At 72.7% G+C, this 26,646-nt stretch carries 21 protein-coding genes; 11 read left to right on the top strand and 10 right to left on the bottom strand.

Going from position 1 to position 26,646, the window contains the following annotated elements:
* Nucleotides 1–26 precede the first annotated feature (26 nt).
* The gene (lipB, locus tag ACSHV8_RS33225; protein WP_436522252.1) at nucleotides 27–656 is read left to right on the top strand and encodes a lipoyl(octanoyl) transferase LipB; all 630 of its coding nucleotides are present in this window, start codon (nucleotides 27–29) and stop codon (nucleotides 654–656) included.
* Here lipB and ACSHV8_RS33230 read toward each other — a convergent pair.
* Nucleotides 640–1,821 carry an outer membrane protein assembly factor BamB family protein gene (locus ACSHV8_RS33230; RefSeq protein ID WP_436522254.1) on the bottom strand — a complete coding sequence of 394 codons (1,182 nt, stop codon included), beginning with the start codon at nucleotides 1,819–1,821 and terminating at the stop codon, nucleotides 640–642. The two genes, lipB and ACSHV8_RS33230, sit on opposite strands and share 17 nt — an antisense overlap.
* Nucleotides 1,822–1,836: 15 nt before the next feature.
* The gene (aspS, locus tag ACSHV8_RS33235; RefSeq protein ID WP_436522256.1) at nucleotides 1,837–3,084 is read right to left on the bottom strand and encodes an aspartate--tRNA(Asn) ligase; all 1,248 of its coding nucleotides are present in this window, start codon (nucleotides 3,082–3,084) and stop codon (nucleotides 1,837–1,839) included.
* Nucleotides 3,085–3,527: 443 nt separating this feature from the next.
* Here aspS and lipA point away from each other — a divergent pair, with 443 nt between their 5' ends.
* Nucleotides 3,528–4,424 (top strand): lipoyl synthase, encoded by an 897-nt coding sequence (gene lipA / locus ACSHV8_RS33240; RefSeq protein ID WP_436537016.1) that lies wholly within the window; start codon nucleotides 3,528–3,530, stop codon nucleotides 4,422–4,424.
* Between the two features lie 319 nt (nucleotides 4,425–4,743).
* Here the strand turns inward: lipA and ACSHV8_RS33245 are convergent, their stop codons facing one another.
* Complete coding sequence (locus ACSHV8_RS33245) at nucleotides 4,744–5,004, bottom strand: hypothetical protein (RefSeq protein WP_436522258.1); 261 nt, start codon at nucleotides 5,002–5,004, stop codon at nucleotides 4,744–4,746.
* A 460-nt stretch (nucleotides 5,005–5,464) separates the two neighbouring features.
* On the opposite strand from ACSHV8_RS33245, the gene ACSHV8_RS33250 reads away from it, so the two are divergent.
* From ACSHV8_RS33250 to ACSHV8_RS33270, 5 genes are all read left to right on the top strand, one after another.
* Nucleotides 5,465–6,154, top strand: a complete 690-nt coding sequence (locus tag ACSHV8_RS33250; protein WP_436522260.1) for a DUF4191 domain-containing protein — start codon at nucleotides 5,465–5,467, stop codon at nucleotides 6,152–6,154.
* Between the two features lie 62 nt (nucleotides 6,155–6,216).
* The gene (locus tag ACSHV8_RS33255) at nucleotides 6,217–7,485 is read left to right on the top strand and encodes a hypothetical protein (protein ID WP_436522262.1); all 1,269 of its coding nucleotides are present in this window, start codon (nucleotides 6,217–6,219) and stop codon (nucleotides 7,483–7,485) included.
* Between the two features lie 9 nt (nucleotides 7,486–7,494).
* Nucleotides 7,495–9,153: a right-handed parallel beta-helix repeat-containing protein gene (locus tag ACSHV8_RS33260; RefSeq protein WP_436522264.1), complete on the top strand. Its 1,659-nt coding sequence runs from the start codon at nucleotides 7,495–7,497 to the stop codon at nucleotides 9,151–9,153.
* A gap of 37 nt (nucleotides 9,154–9,190) precedes the next feature.
* Nucleotides 9,191–10,663 carry a type VII secretion protein EccE gene (locus ACSHV8_RS33265; protein ID WP_436522266.1) on the top strand — a complete coding sequence of 491 codons (1,473 nt, stop codon included), beginning with the start codon at nucleotides 9,191–9,193 and terminating at the stop codon, nucleotides 10,661–10,663.
* A gap of 416 nt (nucleotides 10,664–11,079) precedes the next feature.
* Nucleotides 11,080–11,997 (top strand): hypothetical protein, encoded by a 918-nt coding sequence (locus tag ACSHV8_RS33270; protein WP_436522268.1) that lies wholly within the window; start codon nucleotides 11,080–11,082, stop codon nucleotides 11,995–11,997.
* Nucleotides 11,998–12,501: 504 nt separating this feature from the next.
* Here ACSHV8_RS33270 and eccCa read toward each other — a convergent pair.
* Nucleotides 12,502–16,458, bottom strand: a complete 3,957-nt coding sequence (gene eccCa / locus ACSHV8_RS33275) for a type VII secretion protein EccCa (RefSeq protein ID WP_436522270.1) — start codon at nucleotides 16,456–16,458, stop codon at nucleotides 12,502–12,504.
* A gap of 95 nt (nucleotides 16,459–16,553) precedes the next feature.
* Here eccCa and eccD point away from each other — a divergent pair, with 95 nt between their 5' ends.
* Both eccD and eccB read left to right on the top strand, forming a co-directional pair.
* Nucleotides 16,554–17,957 (top strand): type VII secretion integral membrane protein EccD, encoded by a 1,404-nt coding sequence (gene eccD / locus ACSHV8_RS33280; RefSeq protein ID WP_436522272.1) that lies wholly within the window; start codon nucleotides 16,554–16,556, stop codon nucleotides 17,955–17,957.
* 1 nt (nucleotide 17,958) lies between these two features.
* The gene (eccB, locus tag ACSHV8_RS33285; protein WP_436522274.1) at nucleotides 17,959–19,308 is read left to right on the top strand and encodes a type VII secretion protein EccB; all 1,350 of its coding nucleotides are present in this window, start codon (nucleotides 17,959–17,961) and stop codon (nucleotides 19,306–19,308) included.
* Between the two features lie 468 nt (nucleotides 19,309–19,776).
* Here eccB and ACSHV8_RS33290 read toward each other — a convergent pair whose 3' ends face one another.
* Both ACSHV8_RS33290 and ACSHV8_RS33295 read right to left on the bottom strand, forming a co-directional pair.
* Entirely contained in the window at nucleotides 19,777–21,024 is a 1,248-nt protein-coding gene (locus ACSHV8_RS33290; RefSeq protein WP_436522276.1) for a S8 family serine peptidase, read from the bottom strand.
* Nucleotides 21,021–21,524 carry a hypothetical protein gene (locus ACSHV8_RS33295; protein WP_436522278.1) on the bottom strand — a complete coding sequence of 168 codons (504 nt, stop codon included), beginning with the start codon at nucleotides 21,522–21,524 and terminating at the stop codon, nucleotides 21,021–21,023. Before ACSHV8_RS33295 ends, ACSHV8_RS33290 begins: the two co-directional genes overlap by 4 nt.
* Nucleotides 21,525–21,597: 73 nt before the next feature.
* Between ACSHV8_RS33295 and ACSHV8_RS33300 the strand changes: the two genes are divergently transcribed.
* Complete coding sequence (locus ACSHV8_RS33300) at nucleotides 21,598–22,443, top strand: hypothetical protein (RefSeq protein WP_436522280.1); 846 nt, start codon at nucleotides 21,598–21,600, stop codon at nucleotides 22,441–22,443.
* Here the strand turns inward: ACSHV8_RS33300 and ACSHV8_RS33305 are convergent.
* The 4 genes from ACSHV8_RS33305 to ACSHV8_RS33320 form a co-directional block, all read right to left on the bottom strand.
* Nucleotides 22,440–23,279: an SseB family protein gene (locus ACSHV8_RS33305; protein WP_436522282.1), complete on the bottom strand. Its 840-nt coding sequence runs from the start codon at nucleotides 23,277–23,279 to the stop codon at nucleotides 22,440–22,442. The genes ACSHV8_RS33300 and ACSHV8_RS33305 overlap by 4 nt on opposite strands.
* Nucleotides 23,280–23,345: 66 nt before the next feature.
* The gene (locus ACSHV8_RS33310; RefSeq protein WP_436522284.1) at nucleotides 23,346–24,317 is read right to left on the bottom strand and encodes an SMI1/KNR4 family protein; all 972 of its coding nucleotides are present in this window, start codon (nucleotides 24,315–24,317) and stop codon (nucleotides 23,346–23,348) included.
* Complete coding sequence (locus tag ACSHV8_RS33315) at nucleotides 24,314–25,363, bottom strand: hypothetical protein (RefSeq protein WP_436522286.1); 1,050 nt, start codon at nucleotides 25,361–25,363, stop codon at nucleotides 24,314–24,316. The genes ACSHV8_RS33310 and ACSHV8_RS33315 overlap by 4 nt, the downstream gene beginning before the upstream one ends.
* On the bottom strand, nucleotides 25,360–26,244 hold the full coding sequence (locus tag ACSHV8_RS33320; protein WP_436522288.1) for a hypothetical protein: 885 nt from the start codon (nucleotides 26,242–26,244) through the stop codon (nucleotides 25,360–25,362). Before ACSHV8_RS33320 ends, ACSHV8_RS33315 begins: the two co-directional genes overlap by 4 nt.
* Before the next feature lie 42 nt (nucleotides 26,245–26,286).
* Here ACSHV8_RS33320 and ACSHV8_RS33325 point away from each other — a divergent pair, with 42 nt between their 5' ends.
* Nucleotides 26,287–26,646, top strand: a complete 360-nt coding sequence (locus ACSHV8_RS33325; protein ID WP_436522290.1) for a hypothetical protein — start codon at nucleotides 26,287–26,289, stop codon at nucleotides 26,644–26,646.

Raw genomic sequence — 26,646 nt, forward strand, 5'->3', positions numbered from 1 at the left:
GTGAGTACGGAGTTACGCTGGCCGACGTGACAGCCTCCGTACTCACCGTTCTGCGCCCCGGCCTGGTCGATTACCGCGACGCCTGGGACGAGCAGAAGCGCCTGCACGAGGACGTGGCCGACGGCACCCGTCCGGACACGATCCTCCTGCTGGAACACCCGAGCGTCTTCACCGCCGGCAAGCGCACCGAGCCGGCCGACCGTCCGTGGGACGGCACCCCCGTCGTCGACGTCGACCGCGGTGGCAAGATCACCTGGCACGGTCCGGGCCAGCTGGTGGGGTACCCGATTCTCAAGCTGCCCGAGCCCGTCGACGTCGTCGCTTACGTACGCCGGGTCGAGCAGATGCTCATCGACGTCTGCGCCGAGTTCGGCGTGGCCACCGAGCGCGTCGAGGGCCGCAGCGGCGCCTGGGTCCGGGCCACCGACGGCGGCCTCGACCGCAAGATCGCCCAGATCGGGATCCGGGTCGCACGCGGCGTGACCCTGCACGGGTTCGCGCTCAACTGCGACTGCGACCTGTCGGCGTTCGACCGGTTCATCCCGTGCGGGATCCGGGACGCCGGGGTGACCTCGCTCAGCGCCGAGCTGGGCCGCCCGGTGACGATCGCCGAGGTCATGCCCGTCGTCGAGCGGCACCTCACGACGCTGTTCTAGTCTCCGCGGTGGGCACGCGCCAGACCGTGGTGCCGCCGGCCTTACGGCAGGCCAGGAACTCCCCGGCCCGCACACAGCCGAACGGTGTCACGCCGTCCAGCATGCCGTAGACGTGACCGGTGCGCAGGTCGGTGACCTGCGTCCGGTCCCCGGCGGCGCGCAGCATCAGATCACCGGCGGCTTCGCCCCGGCCGAGATCGCGGATCACGTGCCCGGTCGCCGGGTCGGCCAGGACGATGTGCCCGTCGACCCGCCGGACGATCCCGCCGGAGTAACCGAGCCAGTTCGGCGCGGTCCAGCGCAGTTCGCCGGTGGCCGGGTCGAGCGCGCTGGTCCCCTGCTCACCGCTGACACAGTCCAGCTTTCCGCAGGCCACGATGCTCGCCGGGCTCAGCACGTCGGCCGGGGCGGTCCAGAGCGCGGTCAGGTCGCCGAGCCGCAGCACGGTGACGTCGGACTGGCCGAACAGGTACACCCGGTCGCCGACGATCGGTGACTGGACGATGCTCACCCCTTTACCGGGCAGGGGGTGGGTGGCCAGCAGGCGCCCGTCCGCGACCGACCGCACCTGCGCGATCAGGCTCCCGACCACGTCCACCGTGAACAGGTAGCGCCCGCTCGGGTCGAAGTTCGCCGACAGTGCTTCGCCCGGCTGCGACCACCGGATCCGGCCCGTCCCCAGGTCGGCCAGCTTCACGACGCCGTCCCCGCGGATCACCACCTGATCGCCCTGGATCAGCGCGGCACCCGCGTCCAGCTGCCAGCGGTCCTTCCCGGTGGCCGCGTCGACGATCTTGACGGTCTGATCGTCGCTCACCACCAGACCGGTTCCGGCCCGGGACAGCTTCACGCTGCCGTTCGTGCTCAGCCCGGCCCGGAACTGCCAGGACGGGCCGCCCTCGACCAGCGGCCGGGCCGCGACCTCGACGCCGTCACCGTCCGCGGCCTCCTGCACGGAGTACAGCGCCCGCTCGTCGAGCAGGATGGCCGCCGCCGGACGCCCACCCGAGTCCGCGACCTGCTCGAACACCATCGGACGGGCGCCCGCGGCACCACCGCCGAGCAGCAGCAGCGGCACGACGGCGACGGCCACCCGGCCCCACCACGGACGCCACTTCTCGCCGGGCGGCACCGGGGCGGGGACCACGTCCAGGTCGATCAGCACCTGGACAACCTACGGCTACGGCGCCACCCGGTGCGGGTCGCGGGGAAACGCCGTGACCTCACGGACGTTGGCGGCGCCGGTCAGCCGGGCCACCAGGCGCTCCAGGCCGATCGCCCAACCGCCGTGCGGCGGCATCCCGTACCGGAAAGCGGCTAAATAGCCGTTATATGCGGAGATCGGTTCGCCGGCGGCGCTCAGCGCGGCCACGTAGTCGGCGTGCCGATGCAGCCGCTGACCTCCCGTGACGATCTCCAAACCCCGGAAGAGCAGGTCAAATCCATTCGAGTACGAGGGTCGGGCCGGGTCCGGGTGTGTGTAGAACGGCCGTTTGCGCATCGGATAGCCGGTCACGTAGACGAACTCGGAACCGTGCTCGCGCCGCGCCCACTCCCCCAGCGCCCGCTCGTGCGCCGGCGCCAGGTCGGGCTCGTCGGCCGGCGCCCCGGCGATCCGCAGCGCCTCGGTGAAGTGCACCGCCGGGATCTCGGCCGGCACCTGCGGCGTCTCCGCCCCGGTCCGCCCGGTGATCTCCGTGAACATCCCGGCCAGTGTCCTGGTCAGCGTCGCCATCACGTCGCGGTGGTCGGTGATGAAACCCATCTCGGCGTCGAGCGACGTGTACTGCGTGAGATGCCGCGCGGTGTCGCTGTTCTCCGCGCGGAACACCGGCCCGACCTCGAAGACCCGCTCGAAGACGCCGACCATCATCTGCTTGTAGAACTGCGGCGACTGGGCCAGATAGGCGGGCCGACCGAAGTAGTCCAGCTCGAAGACGTCCGCGCCGGACTCGGTGGCCGACCCGACGATCTTCGGCGTCTGGACCTCGACGAACCGCTGCGCTTCCAGGGCTTTGCGGAAACCGGCGGTGGCGGCGGCCGAGATCCGCAACACGGCCCGGCGGGCCGGATGCCGAAGAGCGAGAGCGGCGTGGTCCAGCTGGGTGGGCAGACTCGCGGTCAGCGCCGGTCGATGCAGATCGAACGGCAGACGTACGTCCACTGCGGAGTGCACGCGGACGACCGGCCCGGTCAGCTCCACCCCGTTCGGCGCCTGCGCGTTCGGGGTGACCGTGGCGACGACCGAGACCACGCTCTCCTCGGTCAGCTCGCCGGGCTCGTCGAGCACGACCTGGGCCAGGCCGGCGGCGTCCCGGACGATCAGGAAAGTGACCGCCTTCAGCCGGCGGACGCGATGGACCCAACCCTCGACGAGCACCTTCTCGTACGGGTGGGCGGCCAGTTCGGTGGAGAGGATGCGTTGCACGGCTTCGTACCTCCTCGGGTTGCTGCAACGCGGCCCCAGGGAGGTGCGGGCGAGCGGGATCCTCGCGGTACCACCGCACCTTCGCGCCCCGTCAGGGCGCCTCTTGCACTGCTCGGCTCCGGGGTGTCTTCGCGCCCCGGCGCACGGGCCACCCTCACAGCCGCCGCGTCCCGGGGCCGGTCTCCCGGCCGGCTCGGGCGCGGCCGGTGGCTCTCTCGGCCGGCGGATCGGAGCGCTACTCGGTCCCATCACTGCCGTGGCCCGGAACGTTAATCGCGTCCTCGACATCTGTTCAACGGGTTTTCCGCGCTGCATTTCATGATGGGTTCGATTTCGTGACAGCGGTCACACGGAACGTCACGTGAGCCTCGTCGCCCATCCGTCGCGGCGGCCGGTCGCGGGCGTATCTTCGGGGTGTGACTATTGCTCCCGAGGGCCGCCGCATGCTGCGCATCGAGGCGCGCAACGCCGAAACTCCCATCGAGCGGAAGCCGCCGTGGATCAAGGTCAAAGCGAAAATGGGTCCTGAGTACACCCAGATGCGCGGGCTGGTCCAGAAGGAGGGCCTGCACACCGTCTGTCAGGAAGCCGGCTGCCCCAACATCTACGAATGCTGGGAAGACCGCGAGGCCACCTTCCTCATCGGTGGCGATCAGTGCACCCGACGCTGCGACTTCTGTCAGATCGACACCGGCAAGCCGGCCGAGTTCGACGCCGACGAGCCCCGCCGCGTCGGCGAGTCCGTCGCCACCATGGGCCTGCGCTACGCGACAGTCACCGGGGTGGCCCGCGACGACCTGCCCGACGGCGGCGCCTGGCTCTACGCGGAAACCGTCCGCCAGATCCACAAACTGCAGCCCGGCTGCGGCGTCGAGCTGCTGATCCCCGACTTCAACGCCGACCCGGCCCAGCTCGCCGAGGTCTTCGGCGCGGCGCCCGAGGTGCTCGCCCACAACGTCGAGACCGTCCCGCGGATCTTCAAGCGCATCCGCCCCGGTTTCCGTTACGAGCGCTCCCTCGACGTGATCACCCAGGCCCGCTCGGCCGGCCTGGTCACCAAGAGCAACCTGATCCTCGGCATGGGCGAGGAGCGCGCGGAGATCTCCGCCGCCCTGCGCGACCTGCACGCCGCCGGCTGCGAGCTGATCACCATCACGCAGTACCTTCGCCCGACCCCGCGGCACCACCCGGTCGAGCGCTGGGTCAAGCCGGAAGAATTCGTCTCCCTCCGCGAGGAAGCCGAAGCCATCGGCTTCGCCGGCGTGATGAGCGGGCCGCTGGTCCGCTCCTCCTACCGGGCCGGGCGCCTCTACCGCCAGGCCCTCGACGCGCGGGGCTGACCTCGGCGGTTACCGCTGCTCCACCGTCCGACCCCGGTCCCAGCGACCGGGGTCGCCGCGTTTCCGGCCGGCCGTCACCCGGCTGATCCCGACGCCCGCGGGCTGCCCGGCACGGCCTGTCCACCCGGCCGCCGCCCGCCCTCACCGCCGCGCCTCAGGCCATGCCCGGACGCCGCGCCCTCACCCCGGCCGCCGCACCCTCACGCTTCATGTCACCCCGCTCGGCGCGCCCTCACGCCTTGCGCCGGAAACGGGTAAGGCCCGTAACCGCTCCAGGTCGTCCGGCGCCTGGGGTGGTTGCGGGCCTCCGGCCGGCAATTCACTTCTTGCCCTTCTTGCCTTTCTTGCCCTTGTCCTTGCTGTCCTTCTCCTTGCCCTTGCCGTCCCGTTCCCTCCGGAACTCGGCAAGCCGGCGATCCGTCTCCGCCTCCGCCGCGGCGGCCTCGGGGAACATCACCGGATACATGAGTCTGGCCAAAACCAATCCGATCGGCGCAAGCCAGGCCCACCAGGGGATTCCGGAGTCCGGCCCGAACAACGCCTCGACCACCCGATAAGCCATGTCGACGGCGTTGTCCATCACCAGCCCCCAAGGGGCGAACGGAACTTGTCGTGCATGACGGCTCCCTTAGGCTGTTGGACGGCCCCACATATCGGGCACCCACCAGGCGGGATTAGCCTTCGCCCCCGCACCCCACCCCGCCGAGCGCCGGACCCCGCCATTTGCCCCCGCTCCGCAACTCCCCACACCCACCCGGCAACTAAGAACCCACCCCACCGGACCGGACCCCGACCCGGGCTGCGGGCTGCGGGACCTGCTCCCCACAGCTCCAGGCACTGGCCGGTGAGCGCACGGACCGGCTCGCCGGGAACCATTTTCTCGCGCTCCTTGAGTCGTCGTTGTCGTCGGCTCTTCGCGCGAACGCGGCCCCCGGGCATGGGGTCGCCGCCTCGTCTCCGGGCCCGCCGCTGCCTTGCCGAGGCGCGCCCGGGTGCCCGGGACGCCGTAAGGTACCTGAGGCTGACTACACTTTCCGGCTATGGCAAAACCCCAGGAGAAGGTGTCGTTCTTCGAGCGCCTGAAGCAGATCGGCCAGGTGTTCAGTTTCACCGCGAAACAGGACAAGTGGTTCGTCCCACTGGTTGCTGCGGCGGTGCTGATCCCGGTCGCGCTGACCGTGGTCGCGGCATTGAACCTGGGCCTGCTCTGGATCCCGGTCGGTGTGCTGGTCACCCTGCTGGCCGTGCTGATCGTGCTGAATCTGCGGTCGAACACCGCGATGATGAACGTGGCCGAGGGCCAGCCGGGCGCCGCCGCCTCGCTGATGGAGAACATGCGGGGTGACTGGCGGGTCCGGGCCGCGGCCAGCTCGACCACGCAGTTCGACATGGTGCACGTGGTGATCGGCCGGCCCGGTGTGATCCTGCTCGGCGAGGGCAGCCCGCAGCGGGTCAAGGCCCTCCTCGGCCAGGAGCGCAAGCGCCTGTCCAAGGTGATCGGCAACGCGCCGCTCTACGACTACGTGATCGGTTCCGAGGAGGGTCAGCTTCCGGTGCGCAAGCTGCGCACCACGATGCTGCGGCTCCCCCGCAACCTCACCGGCAAGGACGTCAACGCGCTGGACAAGCGGCTTTCCGCGCTGATGGCCCGCCCGCAGATGCCGAAGGGCGCGATCCCGAAGAACATGCGGCCGAGCAAGGGCGCGTTCCGGCAGCAGCGACCGCGCTAGGCTCGCACATCCCCGGTGACTCACCCCCCGTCACCGGGACGCGAACTGAAGACGGAGACAAGATGTCCACCGCTGGGCCTTACCGCCTGGAGCACCGGCTGTCCACCTGCACGGTCGGTGACGTCTGGTCCGGTGCCGACGCGCAGGGGCGGCCGGTCACGGTCGCTCGGCTCAACGAGCTGGCGTCGGCCGACGATCGCTGGCGGGGAGCCTTCGCGGCGGCCACCGAGACACTCGCCCGGTCCGAGACCGATCATCTGCCGGTGGCCGGTGCGGATCACGACGGCGAGCGCCCCTGGGTCGCCAGCGCCGACGACGCGGGCGAGATCTTCCGGGCGCTCGGCCAGGTGTTGACCTCGGTGGACACGGCCTTCGGCAACACCGAGGATCAAGACCCCGATGGGGTACGGACGGAGCCGGCCCCGGTCACCGAGGCCGAGCCGCCGACCCGGCCCCTGGAGCCGGTGACCGTTTCCGCCCAGCCGGTGTCCGCGGTGCCGGTCTCGTCGCGACCCGCGTCCGGCCATCCGCTGTCCGAGCGCCCGACGTCAGCGCTGCCGGCCTTCGACCGCCCGGTCTCGGCCGTGCCGGTTTCCGGGGCTCCCATGCCGTACGCGCAAATCGGTCGCCCACCGCAACCAGGCCGCCTCCTGGTGCTGATCGTCGGCCTGGTGTCGCTGCTCGTCGGCGTCGCCGGAGGCGCGACGGCGGTCGCCCTGGCCGGCGGCGGCGACGAGCCGGCGCCGGCGGTCAGCGCCGCGCCGGTCACCTACACCGACGCTCAGCTGCTGCTGCCCAGCACCCCGCCGACCGCGCCCGGCCTGGCGCCGGAGACCGACGAGTGGCCGGACAACACCTGGCCGTCCTTCGAGGGGCAGACCTCGGGCGTCACCGAGATCACCGGGCTGGACGGTCTCGGTTTCGGCTTCCTGGCGCCCGAGGGCTGGACCTGCACCATGGCCGAGAAGGCGTCGGACGCGGTGCACTACCGCTGCGGCGTGTCCAGCGGCGGTCAGCTCACCGTCGGCGGCGACCTGACCGTGCGCGCCTGCGCCGCGGTCTGCGACGACAAGGCCCGGGTGGGCCTGCGCGCCCGCGAGGAGGCCTGGGGTCTACGGTGGACCGGCGGCACGACGCTGCAGTCCTGGGTGGAGAACCCCGCGGTCGGCGGCAAGCAGGAGTTCGGGCTGGTCTACGTCGGGTTCTGGCGCACCGCCGCCGAAGAGGTGCTGAACCGGGAGGTCGTCCTCCGGATGACCGCGCCGGCCGCGTCGGCCGACGACGTGAAGAAGGTCGCCTACAGCGTCCGCGACCGCACCTACACGCAATAAGGAGCATCCGTGGCCAGCACCCTGCCGGTCCCCGGCACCTATCCGACGATCCGGGACGCGCTCGAGGTGGCTCCGGACGACGCCGTCATCACCATCGCCCCCGGGACCTACCGGGAGCGGATCGAGCTGGCCGGGCGGCGACTCACCCTGCGCGGCACCGGTGAGGAGGGCACGGTCGTCGTCGACGCGTCCGGGCTGGAAGGGCCGGCCCTGGCCGTGCTCAGCGGCGAGGTGACCGTCGAGGGGCTGGACCTGACGTCCGGGGACTATCCGGCGATCGCGGCGACGAGCGCGCGGGTGACCGTACGGAAAACTCGTCTTTCCGCCGGATACGGCGCGGGCCTGCAGGCCACCGACATGTCCGTCGTGGACGCCACCGAGGTCCGCGTGCTGCGCGGGCAGAACGGGCTGGTCTTCTCGGACTCCGGCGGCACGGTCGAGTCGTGCGAGGTCCGCGGGGTGAACGACGACGGCATCATCGTGCGGCTCGGCGCCGACCCGGCGATCCGCAACACCACGGTCGCCGAGTGCGGCTATCGGGGCGTCTACGTCTACCAGTCCGGTCGCCCGGTGATCGAGCACTGTGACGTCTCCGGCACCGGCGACGCCGGCATCGTGGTGGCCAACGGCAGTTCCCCGACGATCCGGGAGACGTGGGTGCACCAGACCGCGGGCTCCGGCATCGTGTTCGGGCCGGGCTGCACCGGAGTGGTCGAGCAGTGCCGGATCGAGGGCACGGCCGAGCCGAAGGTCGCGGTCGACCCGCGCGCCCAGGTCACCGTGTCGCTCTCCGAGGGCGGCCCGGCGCCGCGGGCCGGGATCACCGAGGCCGGCAACGGGCAGGACGCGGTCGAGGTCGACCGGCTGCTCACCGAGCTCGACTCGATGATCGGCCTGGCCGGGGTGAAGAACGAGGTCCGCGCCCTGATCGACGAGATCCAGGTCAACGAGTGGCGGCGCAACGCCGGGCTGTCGGTCGGCGCGGCCAGCCACCACCTGATCTTCACCGGCGCTCCCGGCACCGGTAAGACGACGGTGGCCCGCGTCTACGGCCAGTTGCTCAAGGCGCTCGGCGTGCTGCCGAACGGCCGGTTCCGTGAGGTCTCGCGCCGCGACCTGGTCGGGCAGTACATCGGTCACACCGCGGAGAAGGCCAGCGCGGTGTTCGAGGAGGCGATGGGCGGCGTGCTGTTCATCGACGAGGCGTACACGCTGGCCCGGGCCGGTGGCGCCAGCGCCGACTTCGGCCAGGAGGCGATCGACACCCTGGTCAAGCTCATGGAGGACCACCGCGACCAGGTCGCCGTGATCGTCGCCGGCTACACCCAGGAGATGCTCGACTTCCTGGACGCGAACTCCGGTCTGGCCTCCCGGTTCGCCAAGACCCTCGAATTCGAGAACTACGGTCCCGACGAGCTGGTCATGATCGCGACGCGGATCGCCGAGAACGACGACTACGCGTTCGCGCCGGGGCTGGCCGACGCGCTCCACGAGCACTTCTCGCAGATCGAGCGGGACCGGAACTTCGGTAACGCCCGTGAGGCCCGCAAGCTGCTCGAAGGCATGCGCAAGGCCCAGTCCGGACGGCTGCGGTCGCTGGGCCGGATGCCCAGCCGGGACGACCTCACCACACTGGTCCTCGACGACCTGCTCACGGCCATTCGCTGACGCATAGAATGGGCTCTCTATCGGGGGAGGCGACGCGGTGAATCCAGGTGACGGCTACCCGGGGCAGGCGTACGGCGCCGCCGTGCCGCCACCGGCCGCCCCCGCCCCGCAGCAGCTTCCGCCGCCACCCCCGGTGAGCGCGCCCCCGCAGGCGAACGCCGCCGCGGCCGCCACCCCCCTGCGCCGGGCCGGCACCCAGGCCCGGGCCAGCGTCCCGGCCCCCACCTCGGGTGGGCCGCAGCCCGGCGGGGTCGCCCAACGGCCGCAGCCCGGTGGGGTGGCCCAACGGCCGGTGGCCGCGCCCGGCCCGGCCGACGCGTCCGCCGACGCCGGGGTGCGGGCGATCCCCCGCCGCGGGCAGCTCGGCCCGGTCAGCCTCACCCAGATCGTCGTCGCCGAACTGGCCGTGCTGGCCACCGTCGCGGCCGCCGTCCAGGGCCCGATCCCGGCCGTGATCACCGGCGTGATCGGGCTGGCCCTCGTCGTGATCTTCTTCGCCCGGCAGCGCGGCCGCTGGTGGCTGGAACACCGCCAGGTCGCGCGCAGCCACGCCCGCCGGCGGGCCGCGGCCCTGGAGACCGGCGCCGGGCCGGTGCTGGCCGCGCTCCGCACCATCGCGCCCGGGCTGGCCGTGCGCGACATGGCCGCGCAGGACGGTGCCCGCGCCGGCGTCGCCAAGGACGAGGCCGGCTGGTTCAGCGTCGTCGCGCTGACCCCGACCGCGCCGGTGCACCACGACGCCGCCCCGATCCCGCTGGACGCGCTGGTCAGCGTGCTCGCCGCGACCGAGCAGCCGGGCGTGGTGCTGGAACTGGTCACGCACACCGTGCCCGCACCCAGCCCGGACGTGCACGCGTCCTCGCCCGCCGGGTCGTCGTACCGGCAGCTGGTCGAGTCGCTGAGCCCGGAACCGGTCCCCGCCCACCGGGAATCGACGATCAGCGTCCGGGTCGACGCGCGTGTCCTGGCCGAAGCCCTGCACGACCACACCGCCGACCTGGAAGCGGCCGCCGCCCTGGTCGCCGGCCTGGGCCGCAAGGTCGCGACCAGCCTGCGCCGCATCGGCATCGCCTGCCGGGTGCTGGACGCGGAAGAGCTGATCGCGGTCCTGGCCCGGTCCTGCGACGTCGAGGCCGGATCGCTGGCCGAGGGCTCCCAGGTCGACGAGGACTGGACCCACTGGCGCTCGGCCCGGCTGATCCACCGGACGTACTGGTTGAAGACCTGGCCGACCTCGGCCGGCGAAATCGGCTCGCTGTTCGCGTGGGCGGCCACGGCCCCGGCGGCCCAGACCAACGTGGCCCTGGTGCTGAACGCGGCGCCCGACGGGGACGAGGTGGCCGCGCGGGCCTTCATCCGGCTCGCCACCCGGCCCGACGCCGACCTGGCCGCGCTCGACCGGGTGCTGGTCGAAGGTGTGAGACGGGTCGGGGCCGAACTGCAGCCGCTGGACGGGGAGCACGGGCCGGCCGCGTATGCGACGGCGCCTACGGGAGGTGGCGCGGGATGAGCCGGCCGGATCGCGACGACGCCTGGCGGCCGCAGGAGCCGGCTGAGGAGAATCAGCCGCAGCTGCCTCCGGTTTTTCCGCCGGCGGCTTCGGCTCGGGCGCAGGTGCGGCCGCCTCAGCAGTTGCCTCCGCCTCCGGGGCAGTTCTCGCCGGGGCCCGGGTCGGTGCCCGTTCCGCCGGGGCAGGCTCAGTATCCGCAGGCTCAGCCATCGTTTCCGCAAGCGCCGCAGCCGGGTCAGTTCGGGGCGGCACAACCGGGACAACCCGCTCAATCCCCGCAGTTCGGCGCTGCGCAAGCCCCGCAGTTCGGCACTGCGCAACCCTCGCAATTCGGGCAGGCCCAGCCGGGTCCGGCCGGGGCGGCTCAGGCGGGGCAGTTCGGTGCGGCTCCGGCGGGGCCGGCCGGGGCGGCTCAGGTGGCTCCGCAGGCCGCGCCGGTCCAGGGCTTGGCGCCGCTGCAGCAGGGCGGGCAGCAGCAGGTCTCCGACGCGACCGGTCGCGGACTTGCCGCGCCGCAGCTCACGTCGGCGCCGCTGGCCGGGCCGCAGGGTCGCGCCCTGGCCGCCGCGCAGGCCGCCCGGGCGTTGGAGAACGACACCCCGCCCGACGAGCCGTCCGAGGTGGACGACGAGGCGCGCACCGGCCCGTCCGGGAAGACGTCGCCGCTGCACATCGGCTGGCACGCGATCTCCCGCAAGACGCTGCGCCGGGTCACCGTGGCGCCGTCGGCCGGGGCCGGGCTGGTCCTGGGTCGCGACCGGCAGCACGCGCCCGTGCCACTGCACCTGTTCGCCCCCGAACCGGTGCGTATCGCCCTGGTCGGCGGGGTGTGGGCGGCCCAGTTGCTGATCTTCCGGGCGTTCGCGCTGGGCGCCCGGGTCGTCGTGGTGACGACCGAGCCGCGGGCGTGGGCCGGTTTCGGCGAACGGGCCACCGGTCAGTACAACCGGCTCACCGTCCACAGCAGTGATCAGGGGGTCGCGCTGACCGGTAGCGCGCAGATGCCGACGCTCGCGGTCTACGACCTCGGCATGACCGGGCCGGCCACGACACCGCCGCTGGGCCCGTGGCGAACCCAGTTGACCATCCTGCGCCAGCTGGACCGGCCCGGACTCGCCGCACTGCAGGAGTCCCAGCTGGCCCTGCTCCAGCGCCTCGGCGGGGACGAGGCCGCACTGGCCGCCTCCGCGCTCAAGCTGCGCCCGCACAGCAGCCAGTTCCTGCAGTTCATGGCCGACGACATGCTGGCCCTGATCGGCGACGGCACCGACCGCTACCTGTTCCTCGGCCAGACCCAGACCGAACAGCAGTTCGTAGGTCTCCCCCGCCGCTGACCCACCCGCCGCCGACACCCGCGACGTGATCCCGGCGCCGACTCTCCTAGCGCCCCTCCCCTCAGCTGGCACTCAGTGCTGTCCCAACCACCCGGAAACAACCCTGAGCACCAGCCGGAAACCGCAAGCGTCCCACCGGCTGAGGTTGCCGCGCGGGGCGCGGGCTCGGCTGGTGCTCAGGGTTGTTTCGACCGGCCGGGAACAGCCCTGAGCGCCAGCTGGTGGGTGGGGCGCGGCTGGGGGCTGCGTGGGCTGGGGGTTGCGGGGCGAGTGATGGACTGGCACCGAAGTGGGGGGTGGGCTGCGGGGCGGGGGTGTCGGGTGGTGGCTTGGGGTCGTTGACCGGGGTTTGCTCTGAGCGGGACCACCCGACCACGTCGCCCTTGCGGGCTGAGCGTTCTGGGCGCGCCAGCGCCCTGCTCAGCCCGGAAGGGTCCCCGCGGGAGCGACGGTCTGGACCACGGCGGACGTAGGAAATGAAGATCTTGAATTTGATCTTGGGGGTCAGCGGACCGGTGGGGTCCAGGCGAGTTGGACCAGGCGGGCGCCGTGGCGGCGGGTGATCATCCAGGCGCGGCCCGGCGGCAGGGTCTGGGGTTTGATGTTGCCGAACAGCGGGCCTTCCTCGCGCGGGCCGGACATCATGATGCCCGGGGAGGCGAGTTCGCGGATGCGGCCGATGACCGGGTCGAACATGGCGCGGGCGGCGCCGCCGATGCGACGGGTGATGACCAGGTGCAGGCCGATGTCGCGGGCCTGCGGGAGGAATTCGAGCAGGGGCAGCAGCGGGTTCTGCGCGGCGGCGGCGACCAGGTCGTAGTCGTCGACCAGGACGTACAGCTGGGGGCCTTTCCACCAGCTGCGGTTGGCCAGCATCTCCGGGGTGACGTCGGGGCCGGGGAGGCGTTCCCGCATGGCGACCGCGACCTGGTTGATCAGATCGGCGGTGACCTGGTGGGACGTCCCGTACCCGATGGTGTTCTCCTTCGGGATGATGCCGAGCAGGCTGCGGCGCAGGTCGACCATGAGGACGCGGGCCTCGGACGGGCTGTTGCCGGCCACGATCGACTTGGCCAGGCTGCGCAGGAACGAGCTCTTGCCGGACTCGATGTCGCCGAAGAGCAGCGCGTGCGGTTCGGCGTCGAAGTCGAGCCAGACCGGCTGCAGATCGTTCTCGGCGATGCCGATCGGGACGACCGGGCCCCGGGCCGGGGGCAGTGCCTCGAACGGCAGCTCGGCCGGGAGCAGCCGGACCCGCGGCGCGGGCGGCCCGGACCAGTGCTCGGTGGAGTGTTTGACCAGTTCGGCGACGGCTTCGGCGAGGTCGTCGGCGCGTTGTTCGCGGTCGATGCGGGGCAGCGCGGTGAGGAAGTGGTGGCCTTCCGGGGTGAGGCCGTGGCCGGGTGACTGGTCGGGCACGTTGACCGCCTCGCGGCGGTTGATCACCGAGTCGGCCGGTTCGCCCAGGCGCAGTTCGACGCGGGTGCCGAAGACGTCGCGGATCTGCGGACGGACGTCCATCCAGCGGTTGGTCGCGGCGACCACGTGGATGCCGAAGCCGAGGCCGCGGTTGGCCAGCTCGTTCACGGTGGGCTCAAGGTCCTCGAACTCGGCCCGCAGCGTGGACCAGCCGTCGATGACCAGGAAGACGTCGCCGAACGGGTCCTCGGCGTAGCGGCCCTGCTGCTTGGCCCGCCGGTACGCCGCCATGCCCTCCACGTTCTGCTGGGCGAACAGGTCCTCCCGGCCGCGCATCAGGCCGTGCACCTCGGCGATCGTGCGCCGGACCCGGTCGACGTCGCGGCGGGTGGCGACACCGCCGACGTGCGGCAGGTCGGTGAGGCCGGACAGCGGGCCGCCACCGAAGTCCAGCCCGTAGAACTGCACCTCACGCGGGGTGTGGGTGAGGGCAAGGCTGGTTATCAACGTACGCAGAAGGTTTGATTTTCCGGATTGTGCGCCGCCGACCACGAGCAGGTTGCCGGCGGCGCCCGAGAGATCCAGCCACATCGGGTCGCGGCGCTGGTCGAACGGCTTGTCGATGATGCCGACCAGGGAGTGCAGGCCGGCGAAACGCTCGGCCGCGTCGACCTGCAGACCGCGGTCGGGCATGGAGATGACCGGCGGCAGCATCTGGCCGAGCGTGGGCGCCTTGTCCAGCGGGGGCAGCCACACCTCGTGGGCCGGGGTGCCGCGGCCCTCCATCTGCCGGGCCAGGACGTCCATCAGGGTGTCGCCCTGAACCTTCTCCTCCAGGTCCTGGCCGGTGGTCTCGGGTTCCGGGCGTTCCTGCTGCAGGGGCGCGGCATAGTAGGTGCTGAACTCGCGGATCGGGCTGCCCGCCGAGGTGCTGCCGGCGGCGACGATGCCCTCGCGGCGGACGGCGCCGGACACGTACGCCGCCTTGAGCCGCACCAGACCGTCGGTGCCGGCCCGCAGATAGCCGTGGCCCGGGTGATGGGGCAGCTCGTAGGCGTCGGGCACCCCGAGGACGGCCCGGCTCTCCATCGAGGAGAAGGTGCGCAGACCGATCCGGTACGACAGGTGGGACTCCAGCCCGCGCAGGCGGCCCTCCTCCAGCTTCTGCGAGGCGAGGAGCAGGTGGATGCCGAGGGACCGGCCGACGCGTCCGATCTGGACGAACATGTCGATGAAGTCCGGACGGTCGGCCAGCAGCTCGGAGAACTCGTCGACGATCAGGATCAGGCTGGGCAGCGGGGCCAGCGGCACCCCGGCCGCGCGGGCGCGTTCATAGTCCCGGGCCGAGGCGTAGTTGCCGGCCTTGCGCAGCAGCTCCTGCCGGCGGGTCAGCTCGCCCTGGATCGCGCCGAGCATGCGGTCGACCAGCGACTGCTCGTCCTGCAGGTTGGTGATCATCGCGGCGGTGTGCGGGAGCCGGTCGAGCGAGGCGAACGTCGCGCCGCCCTTGTAGTCGACCAGCACGAAGTTGAGGATCTCGGGGTCGTGGGTCATCGCCAGCGCGACCACGAGCGTGCGCAGCAGCTCCGACTTGCCGGAACCGGTGGCGCCGATCAGCAGGCCGTGCGGGCCCATACCGTCCTGCGCGGACTCCTTGAGGTCGAGCTCGACCGGACGGCCGTCGGTGCCGATGCCGATCGGGACGCGCAACCGGTCCCGGTTCGGCCGGTTCGCCCACATGTCGGCGAGCTCGATCTGGTACGGATCGTCGACCTCGAGCAGCTCGGCCAGCCCCATGTCCTGCGAGATGGCCGGCTGGTCGCCGTAGGTGGCCGCGGAGAGCCGCAGCGGCGCCAGCTCACGCGCCAGCACCTCGATCTCGGCCTGCCCGAGCATGTCGGCCCGCCCGACCTCGGTCGAACCGTCCATCGTCGTGCCGGTGATCGTCCCGTCGGCGGCGATCTCCAGGACCACCGAGCTGTCGTCGAGCAGCCGCGGCGGCGGCACCGACAGGTCGAGGATGGTGACGCCGGAGACCCCGCCCTCGGTCATCAGGTGGTCGGAGCCGGCCGTCGAACCCCCGTCGATGATCACCATCACGTGCGGGCCGGCCGGGGCCGGGCCCATCGGGTCGAACCGCGGCCGGTTGACCAGCACGTCGTCGAGCATCGCCTCGAGCGCGGGCACGCTCGGCGCGACCAGCCGGACCGGGCCGACCGCGTCGGTCTTGTCCGGGTGCTGGGCGTGCGGCAGCCACTTGGCCCACTCCCAGCGGCCGCGCTGGTGATCGGGCACGCAGACGCCGACGCGCAGGTCGTCCGGGGCGTGGAAGGTGGCGATCTGGGCGGTCAGCGCGCGGCAGAAACCCTGCACGCCCTCGTCCGAGCCGCGCAGGTAGATGTGCGAGAAGTCGCGCAGGGCGACCGAGACCGGGAGGTCGGGCACGACCGAGTACGTGTTCACGAACTTGCGCAGCGCCATCGCGCAGAGCGGCTCCAGCTCGTCGACCGGGCGGGTCTGCGGCGGGATCAGGCGGGTCGCCACCTCCTGCGCGCCGACCGCGATCCGTACGACGGTGAAGTCGGCGTCGTTGCGCCGGCGCTCCCAGAGGCGGCCGCTGTCGGCGAACGTCCACAGGGTGGCCGGGTCCGGATTGCGGTAGTAGAGCGCCTCGCGCTGCTGGCGGATCGTGTTGCGCAACTGGGCGCGCAGCTGGGAGAGGTGCCGCAGGTACTGCCGGCGGGACTCGATCATCTCGCGCTTGCCCGGACCGGAGGTGTTGGTCGCCATCATCGCGATCATGCCGAGGATGGAGACGCCGTACATCGCTCCGGCCACATACGTCAGCGGGCCGCCGCGCTGGACACCCATCATCAGACCCATGGCGGCGGCGCCGGCCCCCATCGGCAGAACCATCAGCATCCGCGTCCAACCCTTGCCGGCCGGCGGCGGAACCTCCGGCGGCGGATCGAGCAGCACCTCACCGGAAGGCATCACCGGCGCGGGCCGGCGCGGGGGACGCTTGACGATGCTGACGGTCACGTCAGGCATCCTATCGAGCCATTCGCCGGGGCGAATCCTCCCGGACTCCACCTGCTAGTTTGTGGGCACGTTCAGGAACAGCTGGAGGTGACCGCGTGACCGCTCCCGGTGGCCCGAGTCTGGCCCGGGTGACGATCGCCGCGCCGACCCGCCGGATGGACATCGCCCTACCCGACAACATGCTCGTCGGTGAGCTGCTGCCGCATCTGCTGCGGCACGCCGACGGCGCGCTGGGCGAGCCGGCCGAGCGTCACGGCGGCTGGGTGCTGCGCCGCGCGACCGGCACCGCCCTGGAGCCCGGCCGCAACCTGGCCGCGCAGGGTGTCCGCGACGGCGAGCTGCTGCACCTGAAACCGGCCCGGGAGGACTGGCCCGAGCTGGCCTACGACGACGTGGTCGAGGTCATCGCCAGCGGCGCCCGCCGGGCCGGCCGTTCCTGGGGAGCCCCCGCGACCCGGCGGACCGGTCTCACCGTCTTCGCCGCGGCCCTGCTCGTCGGCCTCTTCGGCCTGGCCGTGGGCGGCCCGGCCCGGTCGACCTCGGCGATCGTCGCGCTGGCCGTGGCGATCGGCCTGTCCGTGGTCGGCATCCTGCTGTCGCGCGCGTTCACCGACTCCGGCGCCGGCGCGGTGGTCGCCGCGAGCGGCCTGCCCTACGCATTCCTGGGCGGGGCCTGGCTGATCGCCGACTCCGGTTCCCGTTTCCTCGGCATCGGCGCCCCGGCCCTGCTGCTCGGCGCGGCCGTGCTGCTGGTGCTCAGCGTGCTCGGGCACGCGGCCGTGGCCGGGCTGCCCCGGCTCTTCGTGGCCGGCATCGCGATCGCCCTCACCGGCCTGCTGGCCGCCCTGCTCACGCTGGCCGGGGTGCCCGCGAGCGGCGGCGCCGCGGTGGCCCTGACCGCGGCGATCGGCCTGCTCCCGGGCTATCCGGTGCTGGCCAGCTGGATCGGCCGGCTGCCCTTCCCGGAGCTGCCCAGCCGCGCCGAGGAGATCCTCAAGGACAAGCCGATGCCCCGCCGGGCCGACGTGTTCGCCGCCGTGGTCCGGGCCGACGAGGTGCTCTCCGGGCTGCTGCTCGCGGCCGCGTTCAGCAGCATCGTGGCGATCCTCTACCTGGCCTGGTCCGATCCCGGCACCTCGGCGGTGCTGCTGATCGTGGCCGCGGTCACCGCCCTGCTGCTGCGCGCCCGGCTGCTGGCCACCCCGCAGCAGCGCGGCCCGCTGCTCGTCGCCGGGGTCGCCGGCCTGGCCGTGCTCGGCATCGGCGGGGTCGCCACCGGCACTGTCCCGGGCCTGCTCGTGCTGGCCGGCGCGGTGCTGGCCGGCGCGGTCGCGCTGCCCGCCGCGGTGGTCTACAGCCGGCGGCAGCCCTCGCCCTACCTGGGCCGCGCCGCCGACCTGCTGGACGTGATCGCCATCATGGCGCTGATCCCGCTGGCCTGCGCGGTGATGGGCGTCTTCGACGACATCCGCGGGCTGTTCTCGTCGATCGGCGGGTGACATGGCCTCCCGTCGTGATCAGCTGCAGTCGTACCAGTTCCTGAACCAGCGGGTCATCTCCGCGTTCGTGATGCGCGAGACCGACCCGGCGCAGTCCCCGCTGCGGCGCGGCATCGGCGCGCTCTTCGGCGGCCTGATGGTGGCCATCCTGATCGGCGCCGGCTTCGGCATCTACGGCATCCTGACCAAGGTCGGCACCGACCAGTGGAAGAGCGACGGCTCGGTCGTGGTCGAACGCGAGTCCGGCGCCAGCTTCGTCTACCTGCGGGGCCGCCTCAACCCGGCGCTCAACTTCACCTCGGCCAAGCTGGCCGCCGGCCGGGCCAACCCGACCGTCTACCGGGTCGCCGCCAAAGCCCTGGCCGGTGTGCCGCGCGGCGTCACCATCGGCATCCCGAACGCGCCCGCCTCCCTGCCCGACGCCGGTCAGCAGGTCGGCCTCCCCTGGTCGATGTGCCTGGTCCCGGGCGAGAACCCGGCCGCCGTCCTGCTGGTCGGCTCGACCGGGCCGGCCGGCGCCGACCTGGGCGACCGCGGCCTGCTGGTCAGCGACGGCGGCAACAACACCGAACTGGTCTGGCACGGCCTCAAGCACCAGATCCGGGACGCCCCGACGACGATCCCGGCCCTCTACGGCGCCGTCGACCCGACCACGGTCAGCACCGCCTGGCTCAACGCCATGCCGGCCGGCGCCGACATCGCCGCCGTCCAGGTGCAGAACCGCGGATCCGCCTCCCAGCGCGTCGACAACTTCGTCAACGGCCAGGTCCTGGCCGTCGACGTCGGCGTCAACGGCAAACAGTTCTACCTGGTCCTGAACAACGGGCTGCTCCCGATCAGCGCCCTGCAGCGGGCCGTCCTGAACGCCGGCTTCCCGGCCGAACCCACGAACGTCCCGGTCACCGTCGTCTCGGCCGCACCCCAGCTCAAGCCGTCCGGCGACGCCGACGCCCAGCCCCCGGAAACCCCGCCCACGCTGGCCACGGTCGCCGCCGGCACGACGGCCTGCGCGATCACCCGGGCCGGCGCCAAGGCCACCACGATCACCGTGGGCGGCGCGGCCTCGGCCCTCTCCTCGGCCGTCCCGACCACGGGCGCCTCCGGCAGCCGCGCCCTGGCCGACGCGGTCGGGGTTCCGGCCGGCCGGTTCGCGCTGGTCCGGGTGCCCGGCTCGGCCAACTACCAGGTGATCACCGACCTCGGCCTGCGCCACGCGGTGCCGGACGCGGACGCCCTCGGCCGCCTCGGCTACGCCGAAACCTCGGCCACCGAGGTGCCGACCGCGCTGGTCAACGCGATCCCGGCCGGGGTCACCCTGGATCCGGCGGCGGCGGTCAAGCCCGCTTCATAAACTTTTTTCCCAGGTCCGCCGTGGTCCAGATCGTCGCTCCCGCGGGGACCCTTCCGGGCTTCGCAGGCCGCTGGCGCGGCCAGAACGCGAAACCCTCCAGGGCGATGTCCGTGGGTGGCTGAGCTCACCCCAACCCCAACCCCAACCCCGCCGCCCGCCCCGCCGCGAACCAGCCTCGCCTCGGCGCCCGCCCCGCCCGCCGCAGGCCCCAGCTGGCACTCAGGGTCGCCTCAGCACCCCAAAACAGCCCTCAGCACCAGCCCGCTCCAGCCAGCTGGTGCTCAAGGTCGCCTCAGCACCGCGAAACAGCCGTGAGCCGTGAGCGCCAGCCCGCTCCGGCCAGCTGGTGCTACGGCTGCCTCAAGCACCGCGAGGCAGCCGTCAGCGCCAGCTGGGTGGGGTGGGCTGGTGCTGAGGGCTGATTCGGGCGGTTGGAGACAGCGCTCAGCGCCAGCTGGGGAGGGAGGGCTAGCGGGGGGAGTTGGTGGGGGTGTCGAGGAGCATTACCGGGGGGCCGGGCTCGACCGGCTCGTCGTACTCCGGGAGCGGCGGCGCCAGGCCGGGACGCCAGTGCTGGCGACGGCTACGACGAACGGCGGCGGTGATCATGAGGACGGCGACCACGGCAACCGCGGCGAGGGTGGCGCCGGCGAACGCGACGACGCGGCGCTGGTTCTCGGCGCCGCTGCGGGACGGCGCCGCGGCCGACAATGCGGGCAGGGCCCGGCCGCGCTTGGCGGTGGCCTTCCCGGTGACCGCGCCGTACGGATTGACCACACCCGCCCCGAACGCCTCCCCGTTCACCGTCGGGCTGGCCGACGCGGTCAGCAGCCGGGTCAGGTCGGCCACAGGCATCCGGCCGGTGCGGCCCCGGATCAGGGCGGCCGTCGCCCCCACATACCCCGCGGCCAGCGCTGTCCCGTCCGCCTCGATCACGCCGCCGGGTCCGGCGTCGCCGCCCTGCAGGGTGGGTACGGCAACGCCGGGGGCGACCAGATCGACGTACGCTCCATGTCCTGATTTTTCGAAGATCTTGCCGTTCTGGTCGATCGCACCGACCGTGATCACGTCCGGGTAGGCGGCCGGGAACGGGTCGGGGTTCTTGTCCTGGGCCGAGCCGAGGTCCCCGGACGCGGCGACGACCGGGATGTCGGCGGCGATCGCCGACGCGACGGCCGTGCGCAGGCGGTCGTTGTCCGTGTACGCCTGAGCGGCCACCACGATCACGTCGGCGCCCTGGTTCACGGCGAATTCGATGCCGCGGGCCAGCACGTTCGGCTGGGCGGTGGCGTCCTGGGCCGACAGGTTGTCCGGCAGCACCCGGACCGGCAGGACGGTGGCCGACGCGGCCAGGCCGAGGACCGGGTTGCCGGCGCTGACGGCGGCCGCGATCACCCCGGCGACCTGGGTGCCGAGCCCCCGGCAGTCGGTGTTGGCCGTGCCGTTGTCGGCGTTGGCGTCGCGGCCGTTGAGGACCCGGCCGGCGAGTTGCCGATTTCCGGCCTGGACGCCGGTGGAGAGCACAGCGACGGTGACGCCGCCGCCGCGGGCGAGTTGGCTGACCGAGTCGGTCGCCAGCATGGTCCGTGGCCAGGCCGCGCCGGGGAGGTCACCGGCGCTCGCGCAGTCGGCCGCCGACGCGGGCGTGACCGGCACGATGACCCCGACCAGACCCACGACCAGGCCGCCGAGGAGTACGCGGGACCAGGGCCTCATCGCCCGGCCAGTCCCGCACGCCGCGCCAGCAGTTCGTCGCGCCGGAACCGCTCGGGCGACCGGGCCCGGAACGCCTGCCCGTCCGCGCTCCAGAACGCCTCGGCCGGCGCCTCGCCCGCCCCGTCCGGCAGGAACTTGAGGGCCTCGTCGAAGCAGGCCACCGCGATCCGCGCCGAGTCCTCGGATCCGGGCAGCCCGGCGGCGAGCGTGAGCATGTCGGCGATCTCCACCCACTGCCCGGCGTCGAAGAGCCGTGACGTCGACGGGCCGAACGTCACGTACTCCCCCGGGCGGGGCGGGGTGGGTCGTTCCGGCAGGGCGAAGACGAATTCCCGCTCCTGCCCGCACTGCCCGCACGACCCGTGATAGCGGCGGGCCATCTCACCGGACCGGTCGACCAGTGCCTCGGCCCAGGCGACGTCGACGCTGCCGCACTCGGCGCAGCCGTGCAGGTCCATGTAGAGATGGGCTTCGTCACGTGTCCTGGCAACCGGTAGCACCCGCCGATGATATGCCGGTCGATCGGGCCGGGCGTTACCCTGTGGTGCCCTGACGCCCACCCCCGGGAGCGTGATGAAGAAGCGCGTCATCCTCTACGGCATCGCCGTGGTCCTCGTCGGCGTCGTCGCCGCCGACCTGATCAGCGGCGGCAAGCTGATCCGGCTGCCGCGGACCGAGGATTCCATCGCCGAGGAGTTCCTCCAGATCAACGCGAAGCTGCAGAAGGCCGGCACGGCCCGGGTCGCGTTCGAGGCGCAGCTGGGCGGGGCCTATTGGAAGGGCACGAGCACGGTCCGGTTCGGCAACGAGGACGACGCGCGCTGGGACACCACGTACCAGAACGCGACGGCCGGCACGAAGAACCTGGTCGGGCTGCGGCGGGTGCACACCGGTTTCCGCAAGGACTTCTACACCTCGCCGGACGTGAAGCCGAAGGACGGTCGCACCTGGTTCACCCCGGAGAAGGCGAATCTCGGCACCGACGCCACGTCCCCGCAGAGCAACCTGGCCGACATCACCACCTGGCTGCCGTTCATCGCGGGCGCCAACAAGTATCACGCCGGCCAGGCCAAGACGGACGCCCTCGACAACCTGAAGGACGCGCCGGACGAGTACCGGTTCTACTGCAACAAGGACACCGCGTCCTGCCCGCCGTTCTGGGACACGCCGCTCGACAACGTCTTCAACACCGCCCCGATCGGGACGATCTACGACATCTGGCTGGACGAGGACGGCCGGTTGCGGCGCATGGAGGTGACCACGTCGCTGGACTACCAGAACGGGGACGGCTCCCGTGACCTGGGCCGCCTGCCGGCGCCGTTGAGCGCCAAGCTCACGTTCGAGGTCTCCGATTTCGGCGCGAAGCTCGACGCTCAGGCCCCGGCCGCGTCGGACCTGACCACCACGTACGTCAATTAGTCGGGTCGGAAAGCCAGCAGGGCGAGAACCTGGTCGGCCGGCAGCGCGAACGCCCCGGCGCTGTCCGGGTCGACCGAGACGCCGTGCTCGTCCGGCCACGCGGCCAGGGCGAACGCCAGCGCCACCTCGACCACCTCGGGCGCGGCGACCGGGTGCCGCCGGGCCAGCGTGCCGGCGCTGGTGAACACCTCGATCATCCGGTCGGCGCCGGGCTGCCAGGGGAAGCCGGCTTCGAGGATCTCCTCGGGTTCGGCCGGCCGGGCGACCGGGATCAGCACGTTCATGTCGAGCAGCCGGTCGACGTAGCCGTAGACGTCACCGGCGTCCAGCGCGGCCCGCAGCGCCTCGGCGTCGTCCTCGGGGTAGGGCCCGGCGTTGGCGTGCCGGTCGCGGAGTTCGACGTCCAGGATCTCGTCCTGTTCCGCGGTCTTCACGAGTTCGTGCATGGTCGGCACCTTGAGGTCGCCCAGCGCGGCCTGCATCAGGCTCTCGATCGAGAGGTACGCGTCGAGCGGCGTTCCCGGGTTGATGGCCAGACGCCAGTCCGGGTCCGGCCACTTGCGGCTGAGCTCGGCGAAGTTGGTGAGTGTGTAGCCGTCGACGGCCTGTCCGTACTGCTGGGCGAGCGCCCGCGCCGACGTGAAGACCGGCAGGAAGACCTGGCCGAGCGCGTGGATCGTCAGGAAGCGCTGCGGCCCGTCCAGCCCGCTCATCTGCGGCAGGTAGAGGTCGGCCGACGCCACCACCTGGAAGAACATCTGCCGATCGTCGGCCAGCCCGGCCGCCAGCAGCGCCTCCTCGACCGGATTCGCGGGTTCCCAGGCCGGCGCGGTCACGAAACACCCCGGTGAGACAGCGCGGGCGCGGTCACGAAACACCCCGGCGTGTGCGGGCGGGCGCCGTCACGCCGCGCTCCGGCGGTGCGACGGCGGCAGGAGAACGCCCAGACCCTCGGGCCGGGCCGGCTGCGCACCCGCGGCCACGCCGGCCGCGAGGTCCGACAGATCATCCGGTACGGGTCGAAGGGCCAGCCAGAACGACGAGAAGTCCCCGGCCAGCCGGTGCAGCAGCCGCGCGCTGACGTCGGCCGCGGTGAAGTGGTCCCGGTCGCGCCAGTCGTCGTCGTCCAGGTATCCGACCGCGCCGGTGTCCTCACCCCGCACCTTGACCGTCAACAGTCCACCCTGCACATATCCGACGGCCAGCCACTCCGGGGTGAGCCGGTCGACGAACCAGTTGTTCATGTACCCCAGGTCCTGCAGCCGGTCCGGGCGCCAGCCGAACAGCGGCTGGTCCAGGACGAACCCGTGGCCGGGGTGCACGGACGGCTCGGACGGGGCCGCTCCGTTCGTACGTAATAAAAAGTCTCGATAGCCGGCCGGAAGCCGCACCTTGAGGATCTCCTCGCCCACCGCCACCGCCGCCTCGGTGAGCCGTTCGGTGACCACGATCCGGGGTGGTTCGCCGTCGCCCGCGGTCAGGCCGCGACCGGCCGCCCGGGCCCCGCCCACGCTGACCCCGCCGAGGTGCCGGAACGCGGCGTGCAGCTCGGCCGGGACGAGGGCCAGGTGCCGGGTCTGGGCCACGTGCGCCCAGGTCCAGCCGGGTGGGGTGCCGATCGTGCCGTCCCAGAGCGGGTCGCCGCTGACCCGGGCGACCAGGTCGGCGGCGCGGACGTCGACGACCCGGGACTCGTCGACGGTCAGGTCGGGGATGGCCGGCGGCAGGGCGACGAGCAGGCGGGCGTAGGGCGTCCAGTCCGGGAAGCCCCACGGGTCGACCGGGACGCCGTGCCGATACCGCACCCGCAGCATCGGGCTGGCCGGGTGCGCCGTGCGGAACGAGTAGCGCGCCCCGGCGATCCGATCGGTCACGCCGGCCACTCTACGAAGTCGCCGGTGTCCGGGTCCATCCCGGCCGCCCGGCGGGCCGAGCGGACCATTTCCCAGGTCTCGGCGGCCGGGGGCAGCCGGTCGGCCGGGATCTCGAACTCGTCCTCGATCGAGTCCGGGTCCCAGGCCGGGTGTCCGGTCCGGGCCAGCCAGTCGGCCCGCACCGCGGTCAGCGCGGCCAGCCGCCGATCCCTCTCGGCCGGATCGTCCTTGAACTGGCGCTGCACCGCCCACGGCAGCCGGTTGTAGGCGGCCACGGCCGCTCCCGGCAGGTTCAGCGAGAAGCCGGTGGCCATGTCCAGGTCGGAGGCCGCGCGTTCGGCCCGTTCCAACTCGTGCCGCTGCTCGGGCGTGACCCGGGTGTCGTCGAGCCCGGCCAGGCCGTGCCGGGCGATCCACCGGGACCGGACGTCGCTCAGCCGCTGGAGTTTGGCCTGGTAGCCGGGGTCGCCGCCGAAGAACTCGGCCGCCGGCACCCCGGGCAGGGCGCTGAGCAGCCGTCGCAGCTCGTCGGCGCGGCGCTCCAGCCAGGGGCGGCGGAACCGGTCGGGGGCGGCGGCCCGGGACTGGCGGCTCCAGTCGCTCCACAGTGCCGGGCCGGGCATGTCCTCGGTGCCCCGCGGCAGGAACTTGAACACCTCGTCGAGGGCGGAACCGGCCGCGCTCAGCCGCAGCTGGACGGCCGCCCGCTGATCGGCCGGGACCGCGCGCAGCTCGTCGATCGTGGCCGGCACGCTCGACGCGTACTGTTCGCAGACCCACAGCCACTGGGCGGCGTCGATCAGCTCGGACGGGCCGGGGTGGTGGCTGTACTCCACATATCCCGGCGTGGTGCGGTCGGCGTAGTCGGCGAAGCGGAACCGGAAGTCGCGGTCGCGCCCGCAGTTCGGGCACGGGCCGTACCACCGCTGGGTCCCGTCCTCGGCGTGCGTGGCCGGCGCGAACCGGGTCTCGCCGCACTCGCAGGCGGTCAGGTCGAGATAGAGGTACGCCTCGGCGTACGTGTGCGCGGACAACACGGTCGTCACCGTACGAACTCCCCTGTCTCCGGATCCTGCCCGGCGGCCGTCCGCACGGCCCGCACCAGCTCCCACGCCGGCCCGGCGGGCGGCAGCCGGTCGGCCGGCAGGTCGAACTCCTCGATGCTGTCCGGGTCCCACTCCGGGAAGTGTTCCCGCGCGCACCAGGCCGACCGCAGATCGGCGATCGCGGCCAGCCGCCGGTCCCGTTCGTCCGGCTCGCCGGTGAACCACGCCCGCAGGTCGCCGTGCACCCGGTTGTAGGCGCTGATCGCGGTCCGCCCGGTGTCGGTCACGAACCCGGTGGCCACGTCCTGCCCGGCCAGGCGGCGCAGCTCGTGCCGCAGCTCGGTGCTCTGGGCCGGGCCGGCGTCGCGCGGGTGGCCGAGGCCGTGCCGGGCCAGCCAGACGCGTTCCACCCGGTCGCGGGCGATCCGGCGCTCGGCCGCCGGCCCGTACATGTCCGGGGGTGTCTCCACGCCGAAACGGCTCAGGTCGCCGTTGTACGTCTCCCAGGCGCGGAACACCGCGTCCTCGGTGAAGCGTTCGGGCTGTTCCTCGCGCATCCGCCGGCCGAGCGGGGTCCAGAACGCCGCGTCGGTCAGCGGGTGACCGAATTTGTCCACCTCCAGGACCGCCGCCATCGCGGCCCGCAGCCGGAGGCGGCCGGTCGGCGCATCCACGCCGGGGCGGGCGGCCATCTCGGCGAACTTGGCGGCGGCCCACACCCACTGGCCGGCGTCGATCAGCTCGGAGGGCTCGCGGCCGCCGTACAGCGGGTGTCCCGGCTCGACCGCCTCGAAGCCCTCCGGCCCCTCGCAGGCGACGCCGGGGTTGAGATCCATGAACAGCCGCGCCTCGTAGGTGCTGCGCGCGCGAAGAACCGGCATGCGTTCCAGCCTGCCACAGGCCGGCATTGATAGGGTTGGCCGGTGACCGAGCCCGACGCCGAGCGCGACCCGGCCCGGCATCTGCTGGCCCGGCTGCGGTTCCAGCGCTTGCCGGACGGCACGCAGCAGCGCACCCCGATCCCGCTGGACGAGGCCGCGGCCGAGTTCGCCGAGCTGATCGACGCCGGCCGCCCGGCCGAGGCCCGCCTGGACCCGGACGACGCCCGGGACGAGATCGCGGCGTTCTCCCGGCAGCGGGCCAAGGTGGTCGCCACCCTGCTCGACGAGCTGTCCCGGCGGCTCGCGCCCGGCCTCGGTGTCGCCGCCGTGCAGGGCGACGGGGAGCTGGCCGAGCTGGCCGCCCGTACGGCCCGCCACCTGCGCAGCGGAACGGGGTATTGA

The sequence above is a fragment of the Actinoplanes sp. HUAS TT8 genome, from assembly GCF_051380535.1.
GTDB lineage: Bacteria > Actinomycetota > Actinomycetes > Mycobacteriales > Micromonosporaceae > Actinoplanes.